This is a genomic window from Bizionia hallyeonensis, assembly GCF_042657385.1.
In the GTDB taxonomy this organism is placed as follows: Bacteria; Bacteroidota; Bacteroidia; order Flavobacteriales; family Flavobacteriaceae; genus Algorimicrobium; species Algorimicrobium hallyeonense.
Map to the genome: position 1 here is coordinate 587,919 of NZ_JBHSLA010000001.1, position 25,428 is coordinate 613,346.

23 protein-coding genes and 1 tRNA gene are annotated in these 25,428 nt (G+C 32.7%); 10 read left to right on the forward strand and 14 right to left on the reverse strand.

The features are described from left to right. Nucleotides 1–105: 105 nt before the first annotated feature. Nucleotides 106–1,023, forward strand: coding sequence for an SPFH domain-containing protein (locus tag ACFPH8_RS02690; protein ID WP_248396890.1), 918 nt, complete (start codon nt 106–108; stop codon nt 1,021–1,023). Between the two features lie 77 nt (nt 1,024–1,100). Here the strand turns inward: ACFPH8_RS02690 and ACFPH8_RS02695 are convergent, their stop codons facing one another. The 4 genes from ACFPH8_RS02695 to ACFPH8_RS02710 all read right to left on the reverse strand — a co-directional run bounded on the left by ACFPH8_RS02695 (nt 1,101) and on the right by ACFPH8_RS02710 (nt 5,246). Continuing rightward, the gene (locus ACFPH8_RS02695) at nt 1,101–1,322 is read right to left on the reverse strand and encodes a hypothetical protein (protein WP_376858356.1); all 222 of its coding nucleotides are present in this window, start codon (nt 1,320–1,322) and stop codon (nt 1,101–1,103) included. A 78-nt stretch (nt 1,323–1,400) separates the two neighbouring features. After that, on the reverse strand, nt 1,401–2,561 hold the full coding sequence (locus ACFPH8_RS02700; RefSeq protein WP_376858357.1) for a GNAT family N-acetyltransferase: 1,161 nt from the start codon (nt 2,559–2,561) through the stop codon (nt 1,401–1,403). A 61-nt stretch (nt 2,562–2,622) separates the two neighbouring features. After that, a complete protein-coding gene (locus ACFPH8_RS02705) occupies nt 2,623–3,105 on the reverse strand; it encodes a DUF1761 domain-containing protein (RefSeq protein WP_376858358.1) in 483 nt (160 codons plus the stop codon). 134 nt (nt 3,106–3,239) lie between these two features. Further along, nucleotides 3,240–5,246 (reverse strand): glutamine--tRNA ligase/YqeY domain fusion protein, encoded by a 2,007-nt coding sequence (locus ACFPH8_RS02710; protein WP_376859100.1) that lies wholly within the window; start codon nt 5,244–5,246, stop codon nt 3,240–3,242. Between the two features lie 100 nt (nt 5,247–5,346). On the opposite strand from ACFPH8_RS02710, the gene ACFPH8_RS02715 reads away from it, so the two are divergent. The 3 genes from ACFPH8_RS02715 (at nt 5,347) to ACFPH8_RS02725 (ending at nt 6,143) form a co-directional block, all read left to right on the forward strand. After that, on the forward strand, nt 5,347–5,556 hold the full coding sequence (locus ACFPH8_RS02715; protein WP_248396897.1) for a zinc ribbon domain-containing protein: 210 nt from the start codon (nt 5,347–5,349) through the stop codon (nt 5,554–5,556). A 69-nt stretch (nt 5,557–5,625) separates the two neighbouring features. Next, nucleotides 5,626–5,994: a dihydroneopterin aldolase gene (folB, locus tag ACFPH8_RS02720; protein WP_248396899.1), complete on the forward strand. Its 369-nt coding sequence runs from the start codon at nt 5,626–5,628 to the stop codon at nt 5,992–5,994. Nucleotides 5,995–6,072: 78 nt separating this feature from the next. After that, a tRNA-Cys gene (locus ACFPH8_RS02725) sits at nt 6,073–6,143 on the forward strand. A gap of 382 nt (nt 6,144–6,525) precedes the next feature. Here ACFPH8_RS02725 and ACFPH8_RS02730 read toward each other — a convergent pair. The 4 genes from ACFPH8_RS02730 to ACFPH8_RS02745 form a co-directional block, all read right to left on the reverse strand. Further along, complete coding sequence (locus tag ACFPH8_RS02730; protein ID WP_248396903.1) at nt 6,526–7,212, reverse strand: LysE family translocator; 687 nt, start codon at nt 7,210–7,212, stop codon at nt 6,526–6,528. A 45-nt stretch (nt 7,213–7,257) separates the two neighbouring features. Beyond that, nucleotides 7,258–7,935 carry a head GIN domain-containing protein gene (locus ACFPH8_RS02735; protein WP_376858359.1) on the reverse strand — a complete coding sequence of 226 codons (678 nt, stop codon included), beginning with the start codon at nt 7,933–7,935 and terminating at the stop codon, nt 7,258–7,260. Between the two features lie 44 nt (nt 7,936–7,979). After that, nucleotides 7,980–10,211 carry a ribonuclease R family protein gene (locus tag ACFPH8_RS02740; protein WP_376858360.1) on the reverse strand — a complete coding sequence of 744 codons (2,232 nt, stop codon included), beginning with the start codon at nt 10,209–10,211 and terminating at the stop codon, nt 7,980–7,982. Nucleotides 10,212–10,479: 268 nt separating this feature from the next. Further along, nucleotides 10,480–11,748 (reverse strand): leucine-rich repeat protein, encoded by a 1,269-nt coding sequence (locus ACFPH8_RS02745; RefSeq protein WP_376858361.1) that lies wholly within the window; start codon nt 11,746–11,748, stop codon nt 10,480–10,482. Nucleotides 11,749–12,497: 749 nt separating this feature from the next. Here ACFPH8_RS02745 and ACFPH8_RS02750 point away from each other — a divergent pair. From ACFPH8_RS02750 to ACFPH8_RS02765, 4 genes are all read left to right on the forward strand, one after another. Beyond that, nucleotides 12,498–13,814 carry a T9SS type A sorting domain-containing protein gene (locus tag ACFPH8_RS02750; protein WP_376858362.1) on the forward strand — a complete coding sequence of 439 codons (1,317 nt, stop codon included), beginning with the start codon at nt 12,498–12,500 and terminating at the stop codon, nt 13,812–13,814. Nucleotides 13,815–13,894: 80 nt separating this feature from the next. Further along, entirely contained in the window at nt 13,895–14,329 is a 435-nt protein-coding gene (rpiB, locus tag ACFPH8_RS02755; protein ID WP_376858363.1) for a ribose 5-phosphate isomerase B, read from the forward strand. A 23-nt stretch (nt 14,330–14,352) separates the two neighbouring features. Continuing rightward, on the forward strand, nt 14,353–15,264 hold the full coding sequence (locus tag ACFPH8_RS02760) for a cation diffusion facilitator family transporter (RefSeq protein ID WP_376858364.1): 912 nt from the start codon (nt 14,353–14,355) through the stop codon (nt 15,262–15,264). 90 nt (nt 15,265–15,354) lie between these two features. Further along, nucleotides 15,355–15,798, forward strand: a complete 444-nt coding sequence (locus ACFPH8_RS02765; protein ID WP_376858365.1) for a GNAT family N-acetyltransferase — start codon at nt 15,355–15,357, stop codon at nt 15,796–15,798. Here ACFPH8_RS02765 and ACFPH8_RS02770 read toward each other — a convergent pair. The 6 genes from ACFPH8_RS02770 to ACFPH8_RS02795 form a co-directional block, all read right to left on the reverse strand. Then, nucleotides 15,795–16,640, reverse strand: a complete 846-nt coding sequence (locus ACFPH8_RS02770; RefSeq protein WP_376858366.1) for an OmpA family protein — start codon at nt 16,638–16,640, stop codon at nt 15,795–15,797. The two genes, ACFPH8_RS02765 and ACFPH8_RS02770, sit on opposite strands and share 4 nt — an antisense overlap. 35 nt (nt 16,641–16,675) lie before the next feature. Beyond that, nucleotides 16,676–18,310 carry a S41 family peptidase gene (locus ACFPH8_RS02775; protein WP_376858367.1) on the reverse strand — a complete coding sequence of 545 codons (1,635 nt, stop codon included), beginning with the start codon at nt 18,308–18,310 and terminating at the stop codon, nt 16,676–16,678. Next, a complete protein-coding gene (gene rnpA / locus ACFPH8_RS02780; protein WP_376858368.1) occupies nt 18,294–18,695 on the reverse strand; it encodes a ribonuclease P protein component in 402 nt (133 codons plus the stop codon). Before rnpA ends, ACFPH8_RS02775 begins: the two co-directional genes overlap by 17 nt. Before the next feature lie 79 nt (nt 18,696–18,774). Beyond that, a complete protein-coding gene (locus tag ACFPH8_RS02785) occupies nt 18,775–20,574 on the reverse strand; it encodes a M1 family metallopeptidase (protein WP_376858369.1) in 1,800 nt (599 codons plus the stop codon). 67 nt (nt 20,575–20,641) lie between these two features. Continuing rightward, nucleotides 20,642–22,249, reverse strand: a complete 1,608-nt coding sequence (locus ACFPH8_RS02790) for a S8 family peptidase (RefSeq protein ID WP_376858370.1) — start codon at nt 22,247–22,249, stop codon at nt 20,642–20,644. A 15-nt stretch (nt 22,250–22,264) separates the two neighbouring features. Continuing rightward, nucleotides 22,265–23,125, reverse strand: coding sequence for an MBL fold metallo-hydrolase (locus tag ACFPH8_RS02795; protein WP_376858371.1), 861 nt, complete (start codon nt 23,123–23,125; stop codon nt 22,265–22,267). Nucleotides 23,126–23,268: 143 nt separating this feature from the next. On the opposite strand from ACFPH8_RS02795, the gene ACFPH8_RS02800 reads away from it, so the two are divergent. Both ACFPH8_RS02800 and ACFPH8_RS02805 read left to right on the forward strand, forming a co-directional pair. Continuing rightward, nucleotides 23,269–23,613 carry a DUF202 domain-containing protein gene (locus ACFPH8_RS02800; RefSeq protein WP_371922393.1) on the forward strand — a complete coding sequence of 115 codons (345 nt, stop codon included), beginning with the start codon at nt 23,269–23,271 and terminating at the stop codon, nt 23,611–23,613. 31 nt (nt 23,614–23,644) lie between these two features. Next, nucleotides 23,645–25,417, forward strand: a complete 1,773-nt coding sequence (locus tag ACFPH8_RS02805; protein ID WP_376858372.1) for an SLC13 family permease — start codon at nt 23,645–23,647, stop codon at nt 25,415–25,417. Nucleotides 25,418–25,428: the final 11 nt, after the last annotated feature.

Below are 25,428 nucleotides of genomic sequence, written 5' to 3' on the forward strand. Positions count from 1 at the left end.
TCTTGATAACCACGTCATTCCGAATAGATTTATTTTCAAATAACAGCTTACCACCAAAATATACATTAAATTAGTAAAACCATTTTAACCTTTAAAAATTACAATATGTTAATATTTGTTCCCTTTATTTTATTTGGACTTTTTGTTTTATTCTCCTCCTTTTTTATGGTGAAGCAACAATCGGCTGCCATAATTGAGCGTTTTGGAAAATTTCACAGTATTCGCCAATCTGGTTTACACATGAAAATTCCTTTGGTAGATAAGGTTGCAGGCCGATTAAGTTTAAAAATTCAACAATTAGATGTTATTATTGAAACCAAAACTTTGGATGATGTCTTTGTAAAACTGAAAGTGTCTGTACAGTATAAAGTAGTAACCGAAAAAGTATATGATGCTTTTTACAAGTTAGATTATCCGCATGAACAAATTACAAGTTATGTGTTTGATGTAGTACGTGCCGAAGTTCCAAAAATGAAATTAGATGATGTTTTTGTTAAAAAAGATGATATTGCTTTAGCTGTAAAAGCAGAATTAAATGATGCTATGATGGATTATGGTTTTGATATTATTAGAACTTTAGTAACGGATATTGATCCAGATCCACAAGTAAAAATAGCTATGAACCGTATTAATGCAGCCGATAGAGAAAAAACAGCTGCCCAATATGAAGGTGATGCTCAACGTATTTTAATTGTTGAAAAAGCCAAAGCAGAAGCTGAAAGTAAACGATTACAAGGTCAAGGTATTGCAGATCAACGTCGTGAAATAGCACGTGGTTTGGAGGAATCTGTTGATGTGTTAAATCGTGTAGGTATTAATAGTCAAGAAGCATCAGCATTGATAGTTGTAACCCAACATTATGATACCTTGCAAGCCATAGGTAGTGAAACGAACAGTAATTTAATTTTACTTCCAAATTCACCACAAGCAGGTAGCCAAATGCTAAATGATATGGTAGCGAGTTTTACGGCTAGTAACCAAATTGGCGAAGCCATGAAAAACAATAAAAAAAATAAGGAATAAGGTCTTCAAAAATTGATTAAATTCCTTAATTAAGAGGAACATATTGCCATTATAACTTCAGATTGAAAACTTCAGAATTACAAAATTCGATCGGCCTTATGTTCCTCTTTATATTTCTTGATAATATCCTTCAAACTTTCCAAATAGTTTTCTAAATCCTTAACATCAATATCTGGGTTTTGTTGATCTGGAATGGTCATAGGCATTTCATCTAAATGCTCATAAACTTCTGGGTAGTTGGTTTCAATATTGCGCGTTACAGTCGCAATTTCCGTCAGTAAATCTTTTGCTTTTTTCATAATTCTTATATTTGATTAGAGTGGATATAAGGTATTATAATATACATAAATAACAAAAGAAATTCTGTTAGCTATTTGTTAATTTGACTTAAAGGGATGACGTTCTTCCCATATTTTAGACGGATTCATCAGCCTGAAAATATATTTAAGTATCCCATTCATAAACCAATTAGTATGTTTTAAATACATAACCATATCTTTCGGTTTTGCACCAATAGAACTTTTTATTTCCATAGCAGTTCTGGCATAAACAATCGTTTTAAATTGATTATTAATACCAAATTGCGCCATATCATACAACATATTTAAATATAACTGATGCTTATATTGATACTCGGAATCATAGCCTAAAAAGTAGGTTTCCAAGTATTTATTATTTAGAATGAGCGTGTAAAATCCAACCAATTCATTTTTATTAAAATATCCAAACACTTTAAAGTTTGCACCTAATTGTTTTTTGAAGGTATAAAAATGATTTTCTGGTAAAATGAAGCTATTTATTTTAGCGTTGCTAGCAACGTTTTTATACAATTTGTAGAGTGTTTCCGATTGGTTAAAAACCGCCGTTACATCCAATTCCTTGGTGATAATAGATTCAGATTTTTTTCTAGCTGATTTATAACGGTCTCGATATTTTTTGTTTAATTCAGAAATATAATCCTCAAAATGCATCCAATGTTCAGGAAGGTTCAAAACCATATTTGGTTGTACAACTATGTGATGGAAACCTGATGTATATAGTGCGTTTTTAGTTTGCAGAATGGTATCTGTTAGGAAATAATCTTTTAATAAAACAGCTCTAATATTTTTATTAAAAACAGTCTTAATTTTACGTTTTAGCACATCAACAGCTTTTAATAGTGTAGACATAAATTCCTCATTTGTTATGGCATTGGACTTAAAATAGATGCCATGCTGTCCTGTATGTGTTAAATTCCCGACCACCAATATATTTCCTTTTAAAACCTTTGAAACCTGATTTTTAAAACGCTCTTGAAAACACGAATCATCATGATTTCGGAACATGTCATTAAGGTATAATTTAACGCGTTGCATTACGGCAATTCCTACTAATTCCTGTTCTAGATAAAATCCGAAATAATAAAGCGTAATATTTTTTGGAGCAGCTTCTTCCAAAGCTTTTAAATATGTTGTTTGCAGAAAAATATCATGTACAACCAATGCATCCCAAACTCGTGGCAAATCAATTGCAGATGTAAATAGTTTTGTTTCTATCAAAGTATCATGAAAAAAGACTGATTTGGTCAATCAGTCTTTAAAGTTATATAATCATTACAAATTAATTCCAGGCACAAACAATACCTCCCATTATGGTTAAACTGATTATCCAATACCCACTATTAATGAAAATGTATTTCCAACTTTTACGTTCAAATAAGGCCGTTATAGCCAAAATGGGAAATACGAATAACACGCCAGCCATACAACCGTGTAACGCACCATGTTTAAAAGTTCTAAATGCTAAACCATAATCGTTCATAAAAGCTGTGTATGATGGTAAAGCTTCCGAAACGTTGCCGCCAATCATGCCTAAAGCTCCTGTTTGATGAATGGTTAAAAATTGTAAAATAAAAGCAATTAAAATTGAAAATAGAAGGGTGAGAACAAAAATAACAAACATGTTTCCACCTTTTAAAGTTTCCGAAGTTAAACCAGATTCACGCATCCAAGCGTTTCCAAATGTTTTAGGGTTGTACCAAAAAAAACCCACAATTAACGGAACCAAAGCCGCCACCAAAATGGCCAAAAAATTAATATCCATGGTTAGGTATTTAAAAATTAGTGTTTTAAAGATAAATGAAAATTATGATTTATATTTTTCACTTGATAAAAATTAAAAAAAAACCTTGAAACAATTCATGTTTCAAGGTTTTAAATATTACGTTGTTGTCGTGGTTATAACGCTTTTGCTTCAGCCACCAACAAGTCATTTTTGTCATCTAAAGCTTTAGCTATAAAATCATTAATTTCTGAATTTCGTTCTAATCCATTATTCAGTAATACACCTAAGGTTATCATGGTAATAATTCGCGTTCCTACCTTTTTTGCAGACGTGCCAAACAAGGGTTCAACATCACTATAGCTTACATTTTGCGCCAATTCCTGAATTTCAGATTTTGCTTTTATGCGTTCGTCATCTTTCATTCTATCATACTTTTTCCCGTATGATTTTATCTGCTCAATAGCTGGTCTATTAGATTGTTGGTTTTGTTTTTTTGCTGGCTGATTTTCATTATTTTTAGGAGCTTGTTTTGCCCAAGTATCTCGTAATCCAACCGTTTTATTGAATACTAATTTTTCAGAGGTACTATCATCATCCACATTAAAATAACCCAAACGTTGAAATTGGAACCGCTCTCCTACTTTCGCTTCTAACAAACTTGGTTCTACAAAAGCATCAATTATTTTTAAAGATTCTGGATTTATAAATTCCATAAAATCTTTATCGGCATGGCTATCTGGAGCTTCATCTAAAAACAATCTATCATACTCGCGAACTTCTGCTTTAATAGCATGCTTTATAGACACCCAATGCAAAGTTCCTTTTACTTTTTTCTCGGTATCTTCAGAATAGGTAGCATGAATTTCTGTAACGTTTCCATCAGCATCTTTCACTACACCTTCTGCTTTGATGATGTAGGCATTTTTCAAGCGGACTTCACCGCCTAATTTCAATCGGAAAAATTTACTACTTGCTTCTTCTTTAAAATCGTCTTTTTCAATATATAACTCACGCGAAAAAGGTACTTTTCTAAAACCTGCCGAATCATCTTCCTGATTATTTTCAGCTTCCAACCACTCCTCTTGTCCTTCAGGATAATTGGTAATGACTAATTTAACTGGATCTAAAACAGCCATCACACGCGGTGCCGTTTTATTTAAATCCTCACGAATACAGAATTCTAAAAGCGATACATCAATAACGTTATCACGTTTGGCTACACCTACTTTATCAATAAACTGTCTGATGGAATCTGGTGTGTAACCACGACGACGCAACCCTGAAATGGTTGGCATTCGTGGATCGTCCCAACCGCTTACAACACCTTGCTCAACCAATTTTAGCAACTTACGTTTACTCATAATGGTATAACTTAAGTTCAAACGGGCAAATTCACGTTGTTTAGGAAGCATTGGTAAGGCTTCTGGCTGGTATTTATACACTTGCTCCTTGAACCAGTCGTAAAGCTCTCTATGTGGCTTAAATTCAAGGGAGCATAAAGAATGTGAAATTTGTTCCATATAATCACTTTCACCATGGGTCCAGTCGTACATAGGATAAATACACCAATCATTTCCTGTCCTGTGATGTGATTTTTTTAAAATACGGTACATCAACGGATCACGCATTAACATATTAGGATGTTGCATATCAATTTTGGCACGCAATACATGAGAACCTTCTGGAAATTCTCCAGCTTTCATGCGCTGAAATAAATCCAAATTTTCTTCAATACTCCGGTTTCGGTATGGACCATCAACACCAGGTTGCGTTGGCGTACCTTTCTGTTCAGCCATAGCTTCGCTGGATTGCGAATCTACATAAGCTTTTCCTTCTTTGATTAACGCTACTGCCCAATCATATAACTGCTGAAAGTAATCAGATGAATACAATTCATTAGCCCATTGATAGCCTAACCAAGCAATATCACGTTTTATAGCATCTACATATTCCTGCTCTTCTTTAGCGGGATTGGTATCATCAAAACGCAAGTTTACAGGTGCTTGGTACTTTTCACCCAAGCCAAAACTAATACCAATAGCTTTGGTGTGACCAATATGTAAATAACCATTCGGTTCTGGTGGAAAACGAAAGCGAAGTGCTTCTTTTTCCAATCCATTCCTTAAATCTTCTTCTATAATATGCTCAATAAAATTGAGTGATTTTGTTTCTTCAGACATACGCTGTTCTCTATTCGAAATATGAAGCACAAAATTAGGTAATTTTAGACTAATTGTAACATTTGAATGATTTTTCATACCTATAATTAAAACTTATACCATGCAACACAGAAATTACGAATGTCCAAAATGCCATAATCGGACTTACGATATGGATCAAATGCAGGCAACGGGCGGTTTGTTTACAAAACTTTTTAACATCCAGAATAAAAAATTTACCTCTGTAACATGTGAAAAATGTACGTATACCGAATTTTATAAATCTAAAACTAGTAGCATTAGCAATATCTTTGACTTCTTTACAAATTAAATGACTTTACACTATTAATTTCTTTCAGAATTTCTCTTGCAGTCACGTTCTGAATAGTATTTTTGCAATATGGGAACAATTAAAGTTGAAAATATTCGGGTATTTGCCAATCATGGTTGCTTAAAAGAAGAAACCAAAATTGGTAGCGATTACCGTGTGGATTTAGAAATAAAAGCCAATTTACAAACATCAGCCAAAACAGATTTACTTCAAGATACGGTTGATTATGTGTTTCTAAATAAGGTAATACGGGAAGAAATGGCACAACCTTCTTACTTATTAGAAACGGTAGCCAAACGTATTTTAAATCGTATTTTTAAAGAAGATATTATGGTTAGCAAAGCCACGGTTTGGGTCAGTAAAATTAATCCACCTATTGGAGGCGATGTGGAAATGGTAACAATAAAAATGAGTGACAAGCGAAAAAAGCAAAAGTAAGTAGCGAAACACTTATATTTTTTTTACATTTGCCATCCTATTATAAAATATGGGATATCTTTACACGAAAGTATATTAGGTGTCGTGGCCGAGTGGCTAGGCAGTGGTCTGCAACACCATCTACAGCGGTTCGAATCCGCTCGACACCTCAAAGAAACCTTCAACTTACGTTGGAGGTTTTTTAATTCTAATTTTTAAGAAAAATTGATTAAAGAAAATCCATCTACAGCGGTTCTCCGGAAATTTCGGGACGCTCGACAATTATCAAGGTTTTGGGTATTCAGACCTAACAGGTTTCAAAAACCTGTTAGGTCTTTGAGTAAACAAGCTTATTAAATAGCGATGTATTACTTGGTTGTCACTTCACAGATGCAGCGAAAACCTGTGTAGGTATTTGGTAATATAATTTGAGTTTCAGATTTCCAATTCTCACCAAAAAATAAATCATCTTGAGTTATTTTAGAAATATTTTAGGTCACGAACTTCTTTTTTGGATGTTTTTTACTTTTCCATTCTAATTAACCTGAACTGCTATTCCGACTTAAAAATTTCAATATTATCAAGCTTATGCTTTAAACGTTCTTTTTCTTTCGGAAAAAACCCCTGTAGAAGCAGTAAAATACCAAAACCCATAATGACTAGCGATACAATCTTCTTTGTTTTAAAAATGCGTCTGGGTGTGAGTTTGTTTTTAAGCGTTTTTGCCGCCAGTATTTTAAGTAAATCCACAATAAAATAAACAACCAAAATAGTTCCTAAAAACACAAATAAACCTTGTTCGGTTTCTGTTAGCGAGTTCCCTATTACAATAAAACCTAACCAACCCAATAATACACCAATATTGATAAAATTGAGTAAAAACCCTTTAATAAAGAGCTTTCCGAAGTTCTTTTTTAATTCAACTGTATGAAATTCGCGCACAATATCCCGAAAGGATTTGGCGGTTTTTGTAAAGGATATAAAACCGTAGACAGCCAACAAAACACCTCCAAAAATGAGGAAGTTTGGATCGTCTTTAATTTTATCAAGAAGTTTAGTGGTACTGTAATATGCTACCACTATAAATAAAATATCAGCTAGAATAACACCAAAATCAAATATTAAAGCACTTTTAATACCTTTAGTAGCACTGGTTTCTAGAAGAACAAAAAACACAGGGCCAATGGTAAAAGATAATAGTATTCCGAAAGGAATAGCTGCTAAAATATCGTCAGTCATAAATTTTAAAAAGCAATTTCTACAAATTTATGAAAATCCTAGGTATTAATCCTTACGAATTATTTTTCCGCCAAAAACAGTATTTTCTTCAACCAATTTTGGATTTCCATATATATACACGCTACCTCCAGCACGTACTTTGGCCTCTACTTTTTCAGACGCTTTAACATGAACTTCACCAGCCGCTCGGATAACCACTTTTGCTGTTTCACTTTCTAATTCCTTTCCAAGAAAAGAACCACCTGTTGATAAATCAATATCCTGATTTTTAGTAGTTCCAGTCACGCGAATAACGCCTCCTGTAACAGCTTTAGCTTCTAAAAACGTAATATCTTGAACCATAACTTTTATACTGCCACCTTCTTGTGCATTTAAATCTATTTCAAACTGATTAAAAATATCATTCGAGCCAACAAAAGCTCCTTCATTGACATCAATAATATCAATTTGTTTGTAGTGTAATTCAATAGTAGTTTCATCTCCATCAAATAGTTTTTCAAGAGACATTCTTACTTTTAATTTACCGTTTTTATTAACAATAACAACATCTTCCGTGTTTTTTCCTGTGATGATAATTTTATTTTCATCCGATTTTATTAAGGCGACTTCTATTCTATCGTAAACTTTAAGTTCATTAAAATCGCCTAGCATTTTTTCAGTTTGTGCTGGACTTATTTGGGTTGTTGATACGATTAAAACGAGTGCAAAAAGAAATTTTTTCATGGTCATTGAGGATTATTTTATATTAAAAATACACGTTGCAAAAACTATTCCTGATGTTTTCCTATTAGGTAAAAATCTAAATGTTTTTTAACTAAATCTGTATTTTTAACTTTAACAACGACCTCATCACCCAATTGGTACATGGTTTTAGAATTTTTTCCAATTAATGCATAATGATCTTCATCAAATTGGTAATGATCGTCTTTCATATCACGAACACTCACCATGCCTTCACATTTATTTTCAATAATTTCTATATAAATTCCCCAATCGGTTACACCTGAAATAACACCTACAAAATTTTCATCTTTATGGTCTTCCATAAAGCGAATTTGCATGTATTTAATAGAGTCACGTTCCGCTTTTGTGGCTAAATTTTCCATATTGCTGGAATGGTTACATTTATCTTCATAAATATCCGCGTTAGCAGATGGTTGACCATCTAAATACAGTTGTAATAATCGGTGTGCCATAACATCTGGATACCGACGAATTGGTGATGTAAAGTGACTGTAATAATCAAAAGCTAAACCGTAATGACCAATGTTGTGCGTGGTATATTCGGCTTTACTCATAGTTCGTATGGTTAAGGTATCAACTAAGTTCTGCTCTTTTTTACCGTTAACACTACTTAATAAATTATTTAAAGATGATGCTGTAGTTTTTTTATCCTTGAAATTCAATTTATAACCAAAACGACTCACTACATTTTGCAGTGCAGCCAGTTTACTGTCATCTGGTTCATCATGAACACGATAAATGAAGGTTTTTTTCTGTTTACCAACAAATTCCGAAACTTTTCGGTTTGCTAATAACATAAATTCTTCAATCATTTTGTTGGCATCTTTTGATGTTTTAAAGAATACACCAACTGGATTTGCATCTTGATCCAAATTGAATTTTACTTCCACTTTATCAAACGAAATAGCGCCTGAACGCATGCGTTTTGAACGCATTTTTTTAGCAAAAGCATCCATTTTTAAAACGGCTTGAGCTATTTCTGGCGTTGTTTGATATTCCTTTCCTGAGATGGCTACATCTGCAGGTATGGTTGTATCTATTTTTTTAGGATTATTAGACACATCGTCTGCGCTCATGGCGTCATTATGCTCAATGATAGCTTGAGCTTCTTCGTAAGCAAAACGTGCATCTGAATAGGTAACGGTTCTACCAAACCATTCGTGTACCACTTCGGCTTTATCATTCATTTTAAAAACAGCCGAAAAGGTATATTTTTCTTCATTAGGACGTAATGAGCAGGCATTATTTGATAGTACTTCTGGTAACATAGGTACCACGCGATCTACTAAATAAACCGATGTTGCACGCTCATAGGCTTCATCATCTAAAATGGTTCCAGGTTGCAAGTAATGCGACACATCTGCAATGTGAATTCCTATTTCATAAAGTCCATTGTCTAACACTTTAAATGATAGAGCATCATCAAAATCCTTGGCATCTTTTGGGTCAATGGTAAAGGTTAAATCCTCACGCATATCCCGACGTTTAGCAATTTCTTCTTTAGTTATGGAGGTATCAATTTTATTAGCAAAATCCTCTACTTCTTTCGGAAATTCTAATGGCAAACCATATTCAGCTAAAATGGCATGAATTTCGGTATTGTGTTCACCTGGTCTTCCTAAAACTTCTATGACTTTTCCGTTAGGAGAGTCGGCTTTTTCTGGCCATTCTTCTAATGAAACTAATACTTTATCGCCATCTTTAGCTTTCATGGTTTTGTTGATTGGTACAAAAATATCTGTGTACATTTTGTTACTATCAACTACCACAAAGGCGTAGTTTTTATTCAGTTGAATAACACCAACATATTCCGTTTTAGCCCGTTTTATAATTTGGGTAATTTCGCCTTCACGCTTACCACCTTTTAATCGTTTATACGCGTAGAATTCCACCTCATCGCCATGAAGCGCTTTATTCATATTGTTTGAAGCAATGTATACATCATCTTCAAAATCGTCTGAAATAATATAACCAGCACCTCTGGATGCCATATCCACACGACCAGTATGGTACTCTGTAGAAATTATGGCTTTAAATTTTCCACGTTCTACTTCTTCAATCTCTTGTTTTGCTTTAAGTTGTTGAAGTTTTTTTATAATCTGATTGCGGCTACTAGCATCGTTAACACCAATTTTAGCAGCAATTTGTTTATAGTTAAAGGATTGGTTTCTGTCTTTTTTTAATATACTTAAGATTGTATTAGTCAAATTGGAAATCTTGTTATTAGAAGGTTTCCTGTGTTTCTTTTTTGTCATTTAAATTGTAATAATTTTATTCCCTTGAATCCTAATAGTTATCAGGAAGGAATCTTATAGTTTTATAAAAATAATACATTTAAGGAAGAGATTAACGCTTTCACTTTAATTATTAGTAGTGAATAGGTTACTAAAGGTATTAATTTACAGCAAAGCTACGGTTTTAATATTAAATGATAGTTAGGGTAATTTTATCTTAACTATTTAATAACAAAAAAGGTTGACTTTATAAACAGTCAACCCTTAAATTTTTCAAATGTATACTATATTATTCTACAATAAATTTTTTAGTTGTTTTACCTTTTGTAGTTTCTATTTTAGCAAAATAAATATCTTTAGAATAACTAGATACATCAATTTTATTGGTATTTTCTTCTGAAATTATTTGTCCTAAATAATTATAAATTATTACTGTTTTGATTTCAGAAGCATTATCTAAATCAATTTTTAAAAAGTCTGAAGTTGGATTTGGATATAATTTAATGGTTTCAGATAATTGAAAATCTGTTAGACTTAATTCATTAAACGATCCAAAATCTTGCCAAACAGCTGCTGCCTGATAATCCGGAATGGTGCCCTGTGGGACTGTCAACGAAACATTATTTATGGTTACATTAGCAAAAACATCCACATCAATTGTTAGTGGTATGTTCCAGTTTACAGTAACATTTGTAAGATTATCACAGGATTGAAAAGCTTGTGAATCTATAGTTGTAACACTTTCTGGAATATTAATATCATTAAGATTTGTATTAAAAAATGATTGTTCACCAATACTAGTTAAGGTATTTGGAAAATTAATATTGGTTAAATTAGTGGAACCAAAAAATGCTCTATTCCAAATTACATCTAAATTAGAGGGTAAATTAATAGTTATTAAACTAGTACAGCCATAAAATCCAAAAGGAGAAATACTGGTAATACTATCAGGAATTGTAACATTTATTAGACTTGAACAACCATAAAATAAACCAGAATTAATATTAGTCATTCCATTGGATAGGGAAACATCTGTTAAACTGGTACATCCTTTAAAAGCCTCAAAACCAACAAAATTCAAACTGTCAGGTAAACTAACATTTGTTAAACTCGTACAATCTTCAAAAGTTCTTTGTCTTAAACTGGTTAAACCAGCAGGAAACGTAACATTTATTAAACTACTACAACCAGAAAAGCCTTGATCTTCTATTCTATTAAGATTATTAGGTAAATTTATGGTTGTTAACCCCGAAGAATTTCTAAATGCCGCAGTATTGATTACGGTAATGCTGTTAGGTAACGAAACACTAATTAAATTAGGACACGCATTAAATGCAAATTGAGCTATTTCTGTTACAGTATAATTTATACTATTATCGGTCACGGTTTCAGGAATAACTAGATTACCTGTAGGACAAATATTATCATAGCTTTGAACAGACACGTAATTATTTGTGGCATCAATTACGGTATATTCTAAAACACCATCATTAAAGGTTTGAGATTGGCCTAATACTGAATTTAATAAGCATAAAAAGAAAAATAGTTTTAGTTTCATAATACATATATTTTTAGTTAAGTAATTTATTTTATTAAACTTACTCTCAATTTTTAAACAATGTGAGTTTCATGAAATCTTAATATATAAATTACTTTATTCTATATTTTGTGTAAAATGAATAAGAAAGGTAAACAAAAAATTAATTCTTAAAAAAACAGTTATCCACATATATATAGATAATCATCTTTTTCTTTTAAAATTTTAAAAAAATAATAATGGTTATTATAGTGTGTTCATAGCAGGTATAACTTTATGCAATTTTATTTTGATTACACGTAGTTTACAATTTATTGATACGTAGTTAACAGTTTATATAACCTTAAAGCATTCATTTTTAGATGAATTTTAAAAGCTATTAACAACTGTTAATAACCAATGTTAATAGGAATTAACTAACAAGTATTTTGAATTCCTGTGTTTATAAAGATCTGTTGCTTGTCTTAAAACTTGTCCAAAAAAAATAGCTAACTTTTTTGGTTTATTGGGTTGGGTTTTCACTTGAAAAAATTAATTGACTTTTAAAAATTTACCTATTAGAATTTAATGAACAGTTATGAACAAGTTATGAGGTGTAAAATAGGTACTTATTAATACTTGTTCGCTATAACTTAAAAATAATATTAAAAGTCTTGCAATCAATTACTTATATTTTATATATTTATAACATAGAAATTTTCCCTCACACTAATTTCTGATTTCAGTTAAAATAGCACATTTCGTTTATTAATTTATTAATCTATTTTATCATGAAAAAATTTTACACTTCACTTTTAACCACATTCCTTTTTTTAATTTTCACATCATTAGTATTTGGGCAATACACCAGTATTCCAAACACTGAATTTGAACAATTATTAATAACCGAATCTATTGATAGCGAAGGCATATTAGATGGTCAAGTTTTAACTAGTGATGTGGCAACTGTAACGAGTTTGGATATTTCCTATACCAGTATTTCTGATATTACAGGAATTCAAGATTTTACGTCTTTAATTTCTTTTGAAGCACTACAAACCACTAATTTGATAGATGTGGATTTAACGGGATTAGCACTTTTGGAAGATATTGATATGTCTTATTGCCTTAATATTGACACATTTGATGTTTCAGGATGTGTTAATTTGAAAAACTTAAATATTTCCCATACTAACTTTGATATATTAGATTTGAATTCTAATAATTTATTAGAAACCATTGATATGTCCTATAGTGGTGTATTAAATTTAGATTTAAATGGTAAAAGTAATCTTACGTGGCTTTATGCAAATCTAGCTGATATTCAAACTTTAGACATTACTGGTTGTTCCGCCTTATCCTTAATTAATATAAACGAAACATCCATCAATGTTTTGAATTTAAGTGGGAATATCGCAATTACTGCTTTGGGTTTTTATAGAACTCATTTGACCACACTTATTTTAAATGGCTGTACTAATTTAACCTCATTAGATTTTAATTGGAATTATGATTTAGCGAGTTTGGATTTGACAAATTGTAGTAATTTAACTGATATTAGTTTTGTAAATGGCTCTTTTATAGATATTGCTTTAAATACAGATGATTTAATAAATTTAGAAACCATTGAGTTTAATAACGGAGGGGTAAGGAGTTTGGATTTACAAAATAGCCCTAATTTAACAACCTTAACGTTTTACTATTCAGGTATTAGTAATTTGGACTTACGCAATGGAAATAACACCAATTTAGACATAAGTATTGAAGGAACTAGTATTGAGTGTATTAGTGTTGATGACGTTGATTACGCCACTAACAATTGGCCCGATGTGGTAGATGATGTTGTTTACAGCACGGACTGCTCTACATTAACTTTAAATGAAATTCAAACTGAATCTTTGAAATTATACCCTAATCCGAGTTCAGAATTTTTACAAATATCAGGTTTACAGCAAAATGTAAATTATAGTATTTTAGATTTTCAAGGCAAACAAATGCAATCTGGAACGCTTATACCTCAAGAAAATATTCCAATTAACGCATTACAATCAGGACTTTATTTTTTGAGAATAGATTCTGGTACCAACTTTAAATTCATTAAAAAATAACGGATATACTCAAACTATCTAAACTTAAAGATATCGGTTTATTTTTTTACCTTTAACGAGATTCTAAACGTTATAAAAAAATGAAAATATCTATAGGAAACGATCACGCAGGAACCGATTATAAACTAGCTGTTGTTAAGCATTTAGAAGCACAAGGCCATCAGGTTACTAACTACGGAACCAATTCTAATAAAAGTGTAGATTATCCAGATTATGTCCATCCCGTTGCTAAAGATGTTGAAAATAAAAAAGCTGATTTTGGAATTATTATCTGTGGCTCTGGAAATGGCGCTAACATGACAGCTAACAAACATCAAGGTGTAAGGTCAGCATTATGTTGGACCAAAGAAATTACAGCATTAGCCAGGCAACATAACGATGCCAATATTTTAAGTATTCCAGCACGTTATACTGCAGTTCAGCAAGCCATACAAATGGTAGATACGTTTTTAGAAACGGCTTTTGAAGGCGGCAGACACCAAAATCGCGTAGATAAAATTCCAACATCTTGCTAGTACCAATTTAAAATTGGCATAAAATGGGTCACGCGCATGCACACAATCACCAACATCCTGATTTAAGAGGTAGAAATTTATTGATTTCTATTTTTCTAAACATCCTTATTACCATTGCCCAAATTATTGGTGGTTTGGTATCTGGAAGTTTATCATTGTTAAGTGATGCGCTGCATAATTTTAGCGATGTTATTTCATTAATTATTAGTTACGTCGCCTCCAAACTTTCCAAGCAAAAAGCCTCGGCAAGTAGAACATTTGGTTTTAAACGTGCCGAAATTTTAGCCGCTTTTATAAATGCATCTACACTGGTAATTGTAGCTGTCATTTTAATAATTGAAGCTGTAAAACGCTTTTTTGATCCACAGGAAATAGAATCATCATTGGTAATTTGGTTATCTATTGTTGCTATTTTAGGCAATGGTTTTAGTGTTCTTTTACTTAAAAAAGATTCCAAATCAAATCTGAATATGCGTTCTGCTTATTTGCATTTATTAACCGATATGTTGGCAAGTGTGGCCGTTTTAATTGGTGGTTTATTGATGAAATATTATCAACTTTTTTGGGTAGATAGTGTCTTAACCTTTTTAATTGCCGTGTATTTAATTTGGGTTGGTTGGGATTTATTAAAAACATCCACCAAAATGATTATGCTTTTTACACCAGATCATATCAACATTCAAGAGGTGGTAAAAACAGTCAATCAGATACCAAAAGTGAAAAAATTACACCATGTTCATATTTGGAATTTAAGTGATGATGAATTGCATTTGGAAGCACATTTAGATTTATATGAAGATATATCCATAACCGAATTTGATAGCTTGTTAATAACCATAGAACAAGTTTTGCATGACGAGTTTAATATTAATCATGTTACCATTCAACCGGAATATGATAAAGCCGACCCTAAAGAAATAATTGTCCAAGATTAAATCGTTTTTTGTAATAGTTAGTTTTGTTAAAGTTATTTAAATGGAAATTACAAGTAATCCATTAATTATCACCAGAAAATCCTTTTAACGATGTTAGAAATTAAGACCAAAACATTTCAAGAATTAACACGTGATGAATTGTATCAATTACTGCAATTACGCAGTGAAGTATTTGTTGTAGAACAATATTGCGTGTATCAAGATATTGATGGAAAAGATGATAAAGCCTTACATGTTTTAGGTTTTAAAAATGATAAAATAGTTGCGTATACGCGCATATTTAAACCTGGTTTTTATTTTGATAACGCTAGTATTGGTCGTGTGGTGGTTAAAAATTCCGAACGCAAAAACCAATATGGTTATGTTATTATGAAAGCATCTATAAGTGCCATTAAAAACATCTATAACGAAACCACTATTAAAATTTCCGCACAAACGTATTTAAAAACATTCTATACTAATTTAGGATTTCAAGAAGTTGGCAAGGGGTATTTAGAAGATGGCATTCCGCATATTGGAATGGTTAAAAATTAATTTTTCCCGCCAACATAAGTCAATAATATTTCCACACGTCGGTCAAATTTTGCTTCACCACCTAAAGGAAATCTACCACGCATACCTACGTATTTCATGCGCTTTTTATCCACACCTTTTCGTGCTAAATAATCGTAAATATATTTAGCTCTGGTAACCGATAAATTCTGCTTATTGGTTGCTCTATCAACAGCATCACGACGATTTTGTGTACAACACACATGACCTTGAATGGTAAAATAAATATCGTCGCGTTCTAAAAGTGTTTCAGCAATTTTTTCTAATGTTTTTTTAGATTCCGGAAGTAGATAACTATAGCCTGTTTTAAATAAAATATTTTCTAATAAAAATTTATCTCCAGCTTTTACATCGCCTTTTAAGGCTTCAGAAAAATCCTTTTTTTTAGGTTTTACTAATTCGGCTTCTGTTCTTGGCGGGGAATAGGGTTTTACACGAATTTCAACTTTGCGGTTTAAGCCACGAATTTTGGCGACATTTTCTTCATCTAAAACTTTTAGTAATACTTCGCCTTTGCCATCTACATTGGTAATTTTAGATTCATCAAACTCATTATTCGAAAAAATGGTTTTAATGGAATTGGCTCGATATTGCGAGAGTTTTAAATTATAAGAATCACTCCCCGTATCATCGGTAAAACCGTAAATGGAAATTTTTTCAATATCTAGAGATTCTATTTCGGAAAGGAATAATAGCAACCTACTTTCTTCCGTTGGTAATACCACATATTCATCCGTTTCAAAAAACACAATATGCCTGCGCTCTTCTTGCGAAAAAAGCCAGTTGAAACCAATAAAAAATAGGATGACTATTCTTGTTTTCATTACTAAAAGGGCATATAAATTTCAATATATTTAAATTATTTTAAATAACCATTATAAGTACTTGGATTCGATAATATATTGGCTGCTTTTTTAATTTCTAAATTATGAACTTTATAATAATCATACAAACCTTCACGATACACGTATCGCTTAACAATTTCATCTGTTAAAAGGGTTAATAAATCTGCTTTATTCTCATCAATAGCAAGTGCTTTGGAGTTATTTAAATTACTAATTAACGTGTTATAATCTTTTTGAATGTTATCATCTAGTTGTTCCTTTTCAGCACTTTTTAAGACCTCTTCCAAGGCTTTTTCGGTTTCGGTAACATAGGTGAAGTTATTCGTGTTTAAATAGCTTTTAAAAGCATTAAAATCCGCGTTGGATAATTCAAAATCAGTAACATTCAAATTTGGATGCTTGTAATAATAATCCGTTGCATAATCGAATATTAAAAAGTCGTTTTGAATAGCATTTGTAATGGCGGAATTTTCAATAACATTTAAGGTTTCATCCGGTAAAACACCACCACCATCAAAAACCTTACGGCCATTTTTAGTTTTAAACTCGTTGTAATTATCTTTTTCGATACGTACAGCATTGTTATTATCATCACGATGCCAATAATCTAATGCTTGAATACAGCGCCCAGAAGGCGTGTAATAACGCGAAATGGTAATTTTAAGTTGTGTACCATAAGACAAAGGCTTTGGTCGTTGTACAAGGCCTTTTCCAAAACTTCTAGAACCCACAATTACAGCACGATCTAAATCTTGTAAGGAACCTGAAACAATTTCACTAGCTGATGCGCTTCCCCCATTAATAAGAACCACTAATGGAATTTCCGTATCAATTGGCTCTTTTTGGGTGTAATATTCACGATTATATTTTTTGACTTTAGATTTAGTTGTCACAACCAATTGCCCTTTAGGGATAAATAGATTTACCACATTTACAGCTTCCAATAATAAACCGCCAGGATTGCCACGTAAATCTAAAATAACACGTTCGGCACCTTGTGCTTTTAAATCACGCAAGGCATAACCTGTTTGTTGGGAGGCTTTATTATTAAATTTATTTAAAACAATATAGCCTGTTTTATCATCCACCATAGAAAAATGAGGAACCGCATCAATTTCAATTTCCGACCGGGTAATTTTTGTAGTAAACTCCTTGCCTTGACGTAAGTAGGTAACATTTACTTGAGAACCGTTGGTGCCTTTTAGCAAATCGCCAGCGTCATCTTTATAATTGGCAATGACGGTGTTTTCTATTTTTATAATTTCATCACCAGCTTTTAAACCGGCTTTATCTGCCGGATAATCTTTATATGGTTCAATAATAACTAGTTTGTCTTTCATGGTGCGCACATTGGCACCAATTCCGGTATAATCACCAGTTCGTCTTATTTTTTCAGCTTCTACATCTTGTTCATTGTAAAATTGGGTATAAGGATCTAAATCTTTCAGCATGCTTTTAATGGCAGTATCCATTAATTCAGCAGGATTGGTTTCATCCACATAATTCATATTAATTTCTTTATATAAGGTGGTGAAGATTTCAATTTGCTTTGCTATTTCAAAAAAATCGTTTTGAAAAGCCGAACCTGTTATGAAAACAGTGAGCGCGAAAAAGGGGATAAGGATGCGCTTTTTAAGTAATTTTTTCATTGCTAGTTTCTTTAAACGTGGTGTTTGTAAACTTTTTAAATAGTTTATTCATGGACTGCTCCACCTGAATATACGTTGGTTTACTGCTACCAATGTACAAAATCATAAACGCATAAGATGTTGTAATGTTGTTAAAATATGTGGTTTTGTTTAATCTATATGCTTCACGCATAAGGCGTTTAATGCGGATCCTATCCACTGCTTTTTTAAAGTATTTTTTGGATACGGAAACGCCTGTTTTTATTGGAGTATCTGCATCATCGGGCAAAGTTTCCATATAAACCATACGAAATGGATACGCAGAAACCGATTGCCCTTCAGTAAAGAGTTTATCTATCAGTTTTTTACTTTTTAATTTTTCGTGTTTGTTGTAGGTTCTATCCATGCCGTTTCAAAGGTACAAAGTAAGCATAAAAAAAAGCTGCTTTTTTTTAAAAGCAGCTTTTTGAATACTTTAAAAAAAATTATTTCTCCAGTTTATTATTCTCACGATTAACATCTGCAACCCATTGTTTTGGGTCTATTTCAACAGACTTTACGGCTTCTGAAACTTCAAACGTATAGTTTGGATTTGCCCAAGCCCAATCTGCAATAATAGTAGCTTCTGTTGGTTTTTCACCACGCATCATTTGTAGCGGAATATAAAAATCTTCGGTTGTACCATCGGTATAGGTAACCGTTAAATCTATAGGCATTGGCATAATATCAATCCGCTCTAAAGAAATGGTTTTACCCTCAATACTTTTCACCGCATAGTCAATGGTATTGGTGGTTTGTGCAAAATCAATTAAATACCAATCTAATTCCAAATCCGTTACTTTTTCAGCTGTACGAATAATATCTAGTGGTGTTGGGTGCTTAAATTTAAAATCATTAAAATATTTTTTAATGGTTTTACTTAAATTGTCTTCACCAATAATGTAACCCAATTGTGATAAAAACACAGAACCTTTACTGTATGCTGAAATACCATAAGCCTGATTATAAGCATAACGATCTGCATGCGTTGTTAATGGTTGCTCTTTATCAGATTTTGCTAAAAACAAATAGCTTCTATAAGATCCTGAAGTAGGATGGTCATTGCCTTCATTCATCACTTCATTCATGGCGTAATCACTGTAATAACTTGTAAAACCTTCATCCATCCATTCATGTTTAGTTTCGTTAGTTGCTAATAAAAATTGAAACCAAGTATGTGCTAATTCGTGTGCCGTAACACCAACTAAACTTCCAAACGAACGATTTCCAGTTATTAAAGTACCCATAGCATACTCCATACCGCCATCACCACCTTGAATAACCGAGTATTGCTTGTATGGATAGTCTCCAATATGCTCACTGAAATACTGCATTAATGCGACCGTTTTTGGTTGTAATTTTTTCCAAAAATCTAATTTTTCGGCATCCAGTGTGTTTTTGTAGTAAAAATGCAATAATGGTCCATCAGGAACTTGCATGGTATCGTGAATATAATCAGGATCTGCAGCCCACATAAAATCGTGAACTTGCGGAGCTATAATATGAATGGTTTTTTTATTTCCTTTTATTTTCACGTCTTCTTGCTGATAGCCTGTACTACCAACCACGTAATTTTTATCAATGGTTAATTTAACATCAAAATCGCCCCAAACGCTGTGAAACTCACGTCCAATGTAGGGATCGGCATGCCAGCCTTCAAAATCATATTCAGCTAATTTTGGATACCATTGCACCATAGATAAGGCTACACCTTCTGCGCTATTTCGACCAGAACGACGAATTTGAACAGGTACTTGGCCATCAAAATCCATATCAAATGTTACAGATTCTCCTGGTTGAATAGGTTTTGCTAAATCTACTTCTAGAACCGTACCAACGGTTTCATGTTTTAATTTTGTTCCATTTTGCTTTAATGAATTGACTTTTATATACCCAATTTCGTTAGGTTGTAGTTTACTTATTCTATCGCCAACACGTCTGTCTGGATCTGAAATAGTTCTAGAACGTATATCCATTTCACTACCTGGTTGAAAAGCATTGAAATATAAATGATAATATACGCGGTTTAAAACATCGGGTGAATTATTGGTGTATACTAATTTCTGTTTTCCTTGGTATTGAAAGGATTCCACATCCATATCAATTTCCATTTTATAGTCAACATGTTGTTGCCAATAATACGGGTCGTTGGATTTTTCTACTGAATTTTGCGCTTCTACTTGACTGGTTGTACCACAAGCTAATAGAAGACCTAAACAGCATACGGAAAGCATGATTTTTTTCATAATACGTAAAATTTAAGTAAAAAAAATCCCATCGGTTTAGGATGAGATTTTTTTTGTTATAAAATAATTATTTCATCTGGCTAGCCATGATTAGTGCGTTGTAAGCATTGACCATTTTACCTGATTTTGTTAAATCGCCAAATGGTCTAACATCAGTAGCTTCACCACCAACAATAACCTTTGTTTTAACAGCAATTCCAGAATTTAAAATCACTTGCTTAACTTGTTCTGCAGATAATTTTGGATAGTAAGAACGAATTAAAGCAGCAACTCCAGCAACTGCAGGAGCTGCCATTGATGTTCCACCTTTAGTATCGTATTCATTTTCTGGTGTTGCAGAATATACTTTAGCTCCTGGCGCAAAAACATCTACATTTATTTTTCCGTAGTTAGAAAAACCAGCAACCATACCAGAACCATATTTAGGCTCTAAAGCACCCACTGTAATAAAGGTTTTTGATACTTCTGGACCTGTTCCAATGGCATCATTTGGAAATACATCTTTAGTATCTATATCTATACCTTCGTTTCCTGCAGCATTAATAAAAAGCACGTCATTATCACTTGCATATTTAATAGCATCACGAACCCAGTCACTGTGAGGTGAGTAATATTTTCCAAAACTTCCGTTTATAATTTTAGCCCCATTGTCAACAGCATAGCGAATTGCTAATGCAATATCTTTGTCATATTCGTCGCCATTTGGTACAGCGCGTAAACTCATAAGTTCAACGTTGTTTGCCACACCGTTTGCACCTAAACCGTTATTACGTTCTGCAAGAATTATAGCTGCAACGTGCGTACCATGACTTTCACCTTTTTCAGAAGGCATAACGTTGCCATTTCCGTAACCTACATCTGATAAATTGTCTGGATCATCACCAGTTGTTCTACCTTTTAAGTCTTTATTTAAGTTTACATTTACTTGATCCGTAAAATAATCAACACCACCTTTAATAGCTTTTAATGCAGCTTCTGAATTTTCTAAACCATTAGCATACATGTTTTGTAACATGGCAGCAGCTTGTTTTACATCTGCTTTATCAGTATCAATAGCAGCAACTTCTTCTTTGGTATAATCTTCTTTTCCTAAATGCTTAGAAATCGTTTCGTCAGATGTTTTAACCATTTGATAAATTTGGTCATAACGTTCCTTGTTAGCTATGGCTTCTTGGTATTTCTCTTCATATTCTGCTAAAGCAGCATCATATTGTGGATTTGATTTATCGCCTTTTACAATAATTCTTACAAATTCCAATTGTTCATCATAAGCATCGCCTAAAAAGTTCCAACCATGAATATCATCAATGTATCCATTGTTATCATCATCAATTCCGTTTCCAGGAATTTCATTTTTGTTGGTCCAAAGTACACCAGCTAAATCTTCGTGCTCAATATCAATTCCAGAGTCGATAACAGCTACAATTACCGTTTCGCCTTTTTTATTTTTAATGATTTCAGCATAGGCTTTATCTACACTCATACCAGGAATGGTATCTGTTACAAGGTCTAAATGTCCCCAATTTTGCTTTTCAGCTTCTGTAAGATCACTGACTTTTAACGGTACTGTATCAATGTTTTCAATAGGTGTCGATAAAACTTCGGCACCACCACCACAACTGGTCATTACTACAGCAGTACAGGCTGTAAATACAAACGATTTAATAAATTTCATGTTTAAAATATAAGTTTAGTTAAAAATTTCATTACAGGTAAAAACGTCTTGTAATCGCACGCCTTTTTCTGTGTTTTTTACTGTAATAATTTCATTATGTGCGTCGTGCTCCAAAAATAGGTAATAATTATTATCTGCTGCCATTTTCAGAAATTTTTCTTTTTCATCTAATGTCAGTAATGGTCTTGTATCATAACCCATTACAAAGGGTAGTGGAAGGTGTCCTGCGGTTGGTAGCAAATCTGCCATAAAACAAATGGTTTTTCCTTTGTATTGAATCATTGGAATCATTTGTTTATCGGTATGGCCATCGGCATAAAAAATATCGAAACCTAATTCGGAATTCCGCTGAATATCACCATGTGGAACTGGTGTAAATTTTAATTGTCCACTGTTTTTAATAGGTTCAATATTTTCTTTTAAAAATGATGCTTTTTCACGATTGTTGGGTTTTGTTGCCCAATTCCAATGGTCATTATTACTCCAAAAATGTGCATTTTTAAAAGCCGGTTCGTAGTCAGTTTTGTCTTTATTCCATTGAATACTTCCACCACAATGGTCAAAATGTAAATGCGTCATGAAGACATCGGTTATATCATCCCGATGAAACCCGTATTGTTTTAATGATTTATCAATGGAGTCATTTCCCCATAAATAGTAATAGCCAAAAAATTTATCACTTTGTTTGTCACCCATTCCTGTATCAATAAGCGTGAGTTTATTGCCGTCTTCAATTAATAAACAACGTGCAGCAATATCAATCATGTTATTGGCATCTGCAGGATTGGTTTTTTGCCAAAGCGATTTTGGTACCACGCCAAACATAGCACCACCATCAAGTTTAAAATTACCGGAATTTATAGGATATAATTTCATAAGCATGCAAATTACGAATTCATGCCATATTACTGAAAATTATGCACTGATATTAGAAGTTTTTTAACATTTAAAAATATAAAGAAGATTTGGGTTTTATTTGTTGCTGTGAAAAATTACTCTAATTTTATAAAAAGGAAATTATGAAAACACCATCACCATTAAAGATTAAAAATATGAAATTACTCCGTTTTGGTCGTGATTTTAAACCAGATAGTGAGGTGATTTTAAGAGATTATTTAGCCATAGAACGCACGCGTCTTGCAAATGAACGCACCTTATTATCTTATATCCGATCGTCTTTATATTTACTATTAGGTGGTATTGCCTTTTTACAATTGAAAGATTTTCCAGATTTTCAATATTTAGCTTTACTTTCACTGGTATTTAGTGCGCTATTTTTAATTATTGGTGTCTATCGTTTTGTATTATTAAAAAAGAGCCTGAAACGCTTATATTACATGTCTGAATCTCAGAATGATGATTAATTTTATGTAAAAATACTTAATACGTTGCCTTATGAGTATGGATCTCATGATTACGTTTGCCATAATAATTATTGGTGTCTTTCTTTTTGTAAAGGATTATTTTTCTATTGATACCACCTCTATTTTAATTATGGCATTATTTATTGTGGCTGGTGTTTTAAATCCTGAAGAAGGCTTTTCAGGTTTTAATCATCCAGCAACGATAACTTTGGGATGTATTTTTGTTGTAAGTGGCGGTGTTTTTCATTCCGGTATTTTGGATGGGTTGAGTTATAAAATTATTAAACTAGCCAAAATTCATTACGTTGTAGCATTGGTTGTTTTTTGCGTTATAACGGCTTTATTTTCTGCGTTTATAAATGATACGGCTGTCGTAGCATTAATGTTACCCATAGCATTAACCGTATGTCGGGAAACTGGAATTAGTCCAGGAAGACTACTCATGCCTATTTCCTTTGCAGCACTTTTTGGTGGTACGTGTACGCTTATTGGTACCTCAACAAATATATTAGTAAGTAGCTATGCCAAACAATATGGGTTGGAGCCATTTGGTATGTTCGAGTTTAGTCAAGCTGCCCTATGTTTATTGGTTGTTGGTTTTCTGTATATTTTTTTAATTAGTCCTTTATTACTTCCTAAAAATAAAAAACCCGATGCGTTAACGCTTGAAGCCAAGGAGTATATTACAGAATTAATGGTAGCGGAAGATTGTAGCGATATTAATAAACTAATTTCCGAATCCGCTCTTACAAATGATTATAAAATATCCGTTCTTTCTATATTAAGGGATGGCTATTTGTTATACGATTTAAACCCGGAAACCACCATCAAACAAGGCGATATTTTGAAGGTGATGCTTCCGCCTCAAACAATTAACAGGTTGTTAGATATTAAGGGATACCAAGTTGAAGGCAGCCAGCGAATTAAAACGGCAGAAGATTCGTCTGAAGCTTATAATATTTATGAGGTTATTATCCCGGTTGGATCACCATTAGCGGAAGGGACTTTAAAATCCATGCGATTTAATAGAACGTACAACATGGCGGTTTTAGCTATCAGGCAACGTGGTGATGTATTATTAGATAAACTAACGTCCATTCATTTAAAAGAAGGCGATATGTTATTGGTTCTGGGAAGCAAGGCGGAACTTCAAAATTTAGAAAATCAAAAATTGGTGGTTACACTTTCTGAATATGAAAAGAAAAAAACCAATTATAAAAAAGCCATTCCGGCGGTTTTAATAGGAGTAGGTGTGGTTTTAGCGGCATCGTTAAATATTACTACTATATTAATAAGTGCTATGATAGGTGCTTTATTAATGGTTTTAACGGGTATTTTAAAACCTAAAGAAGCTTATCAAGCCGTAGAGTGGAAGGTTATTTTTATGATGGCTGGTGTCTTATCCATGGGAACAGCTTTAGAAAAAACAGGAGGTGCCACATTAATTGCTGATTTTATAGAGAAAACATTGGGTCAATACGATGCACATATTACCCTTAATCTTTTGTTTTTAGTTTCATTTATTTCCACCAATTTAATTTCAAGCAAAGCTACAGCGGCATTAATGACACCTGTAGTAATTAGTTTGGCAGCCCTCATGGAGGTTAGTGAACGGCCCTTTTTGGTTGCTGTTATGTTTGCCTGTTCTTTAACATTTATGACACCCATGAGTTATCCCACAAACACCATGGTTTATGCACCTGGAAATTATAAATTCAATGATTTTTTAAAAGTAGGAACACCCTTAAACATTATAATTTGGATAGCAGCATCGTTTATAATTCCCTATTTCTTCCCATTTTAAAGTGTCCTTTT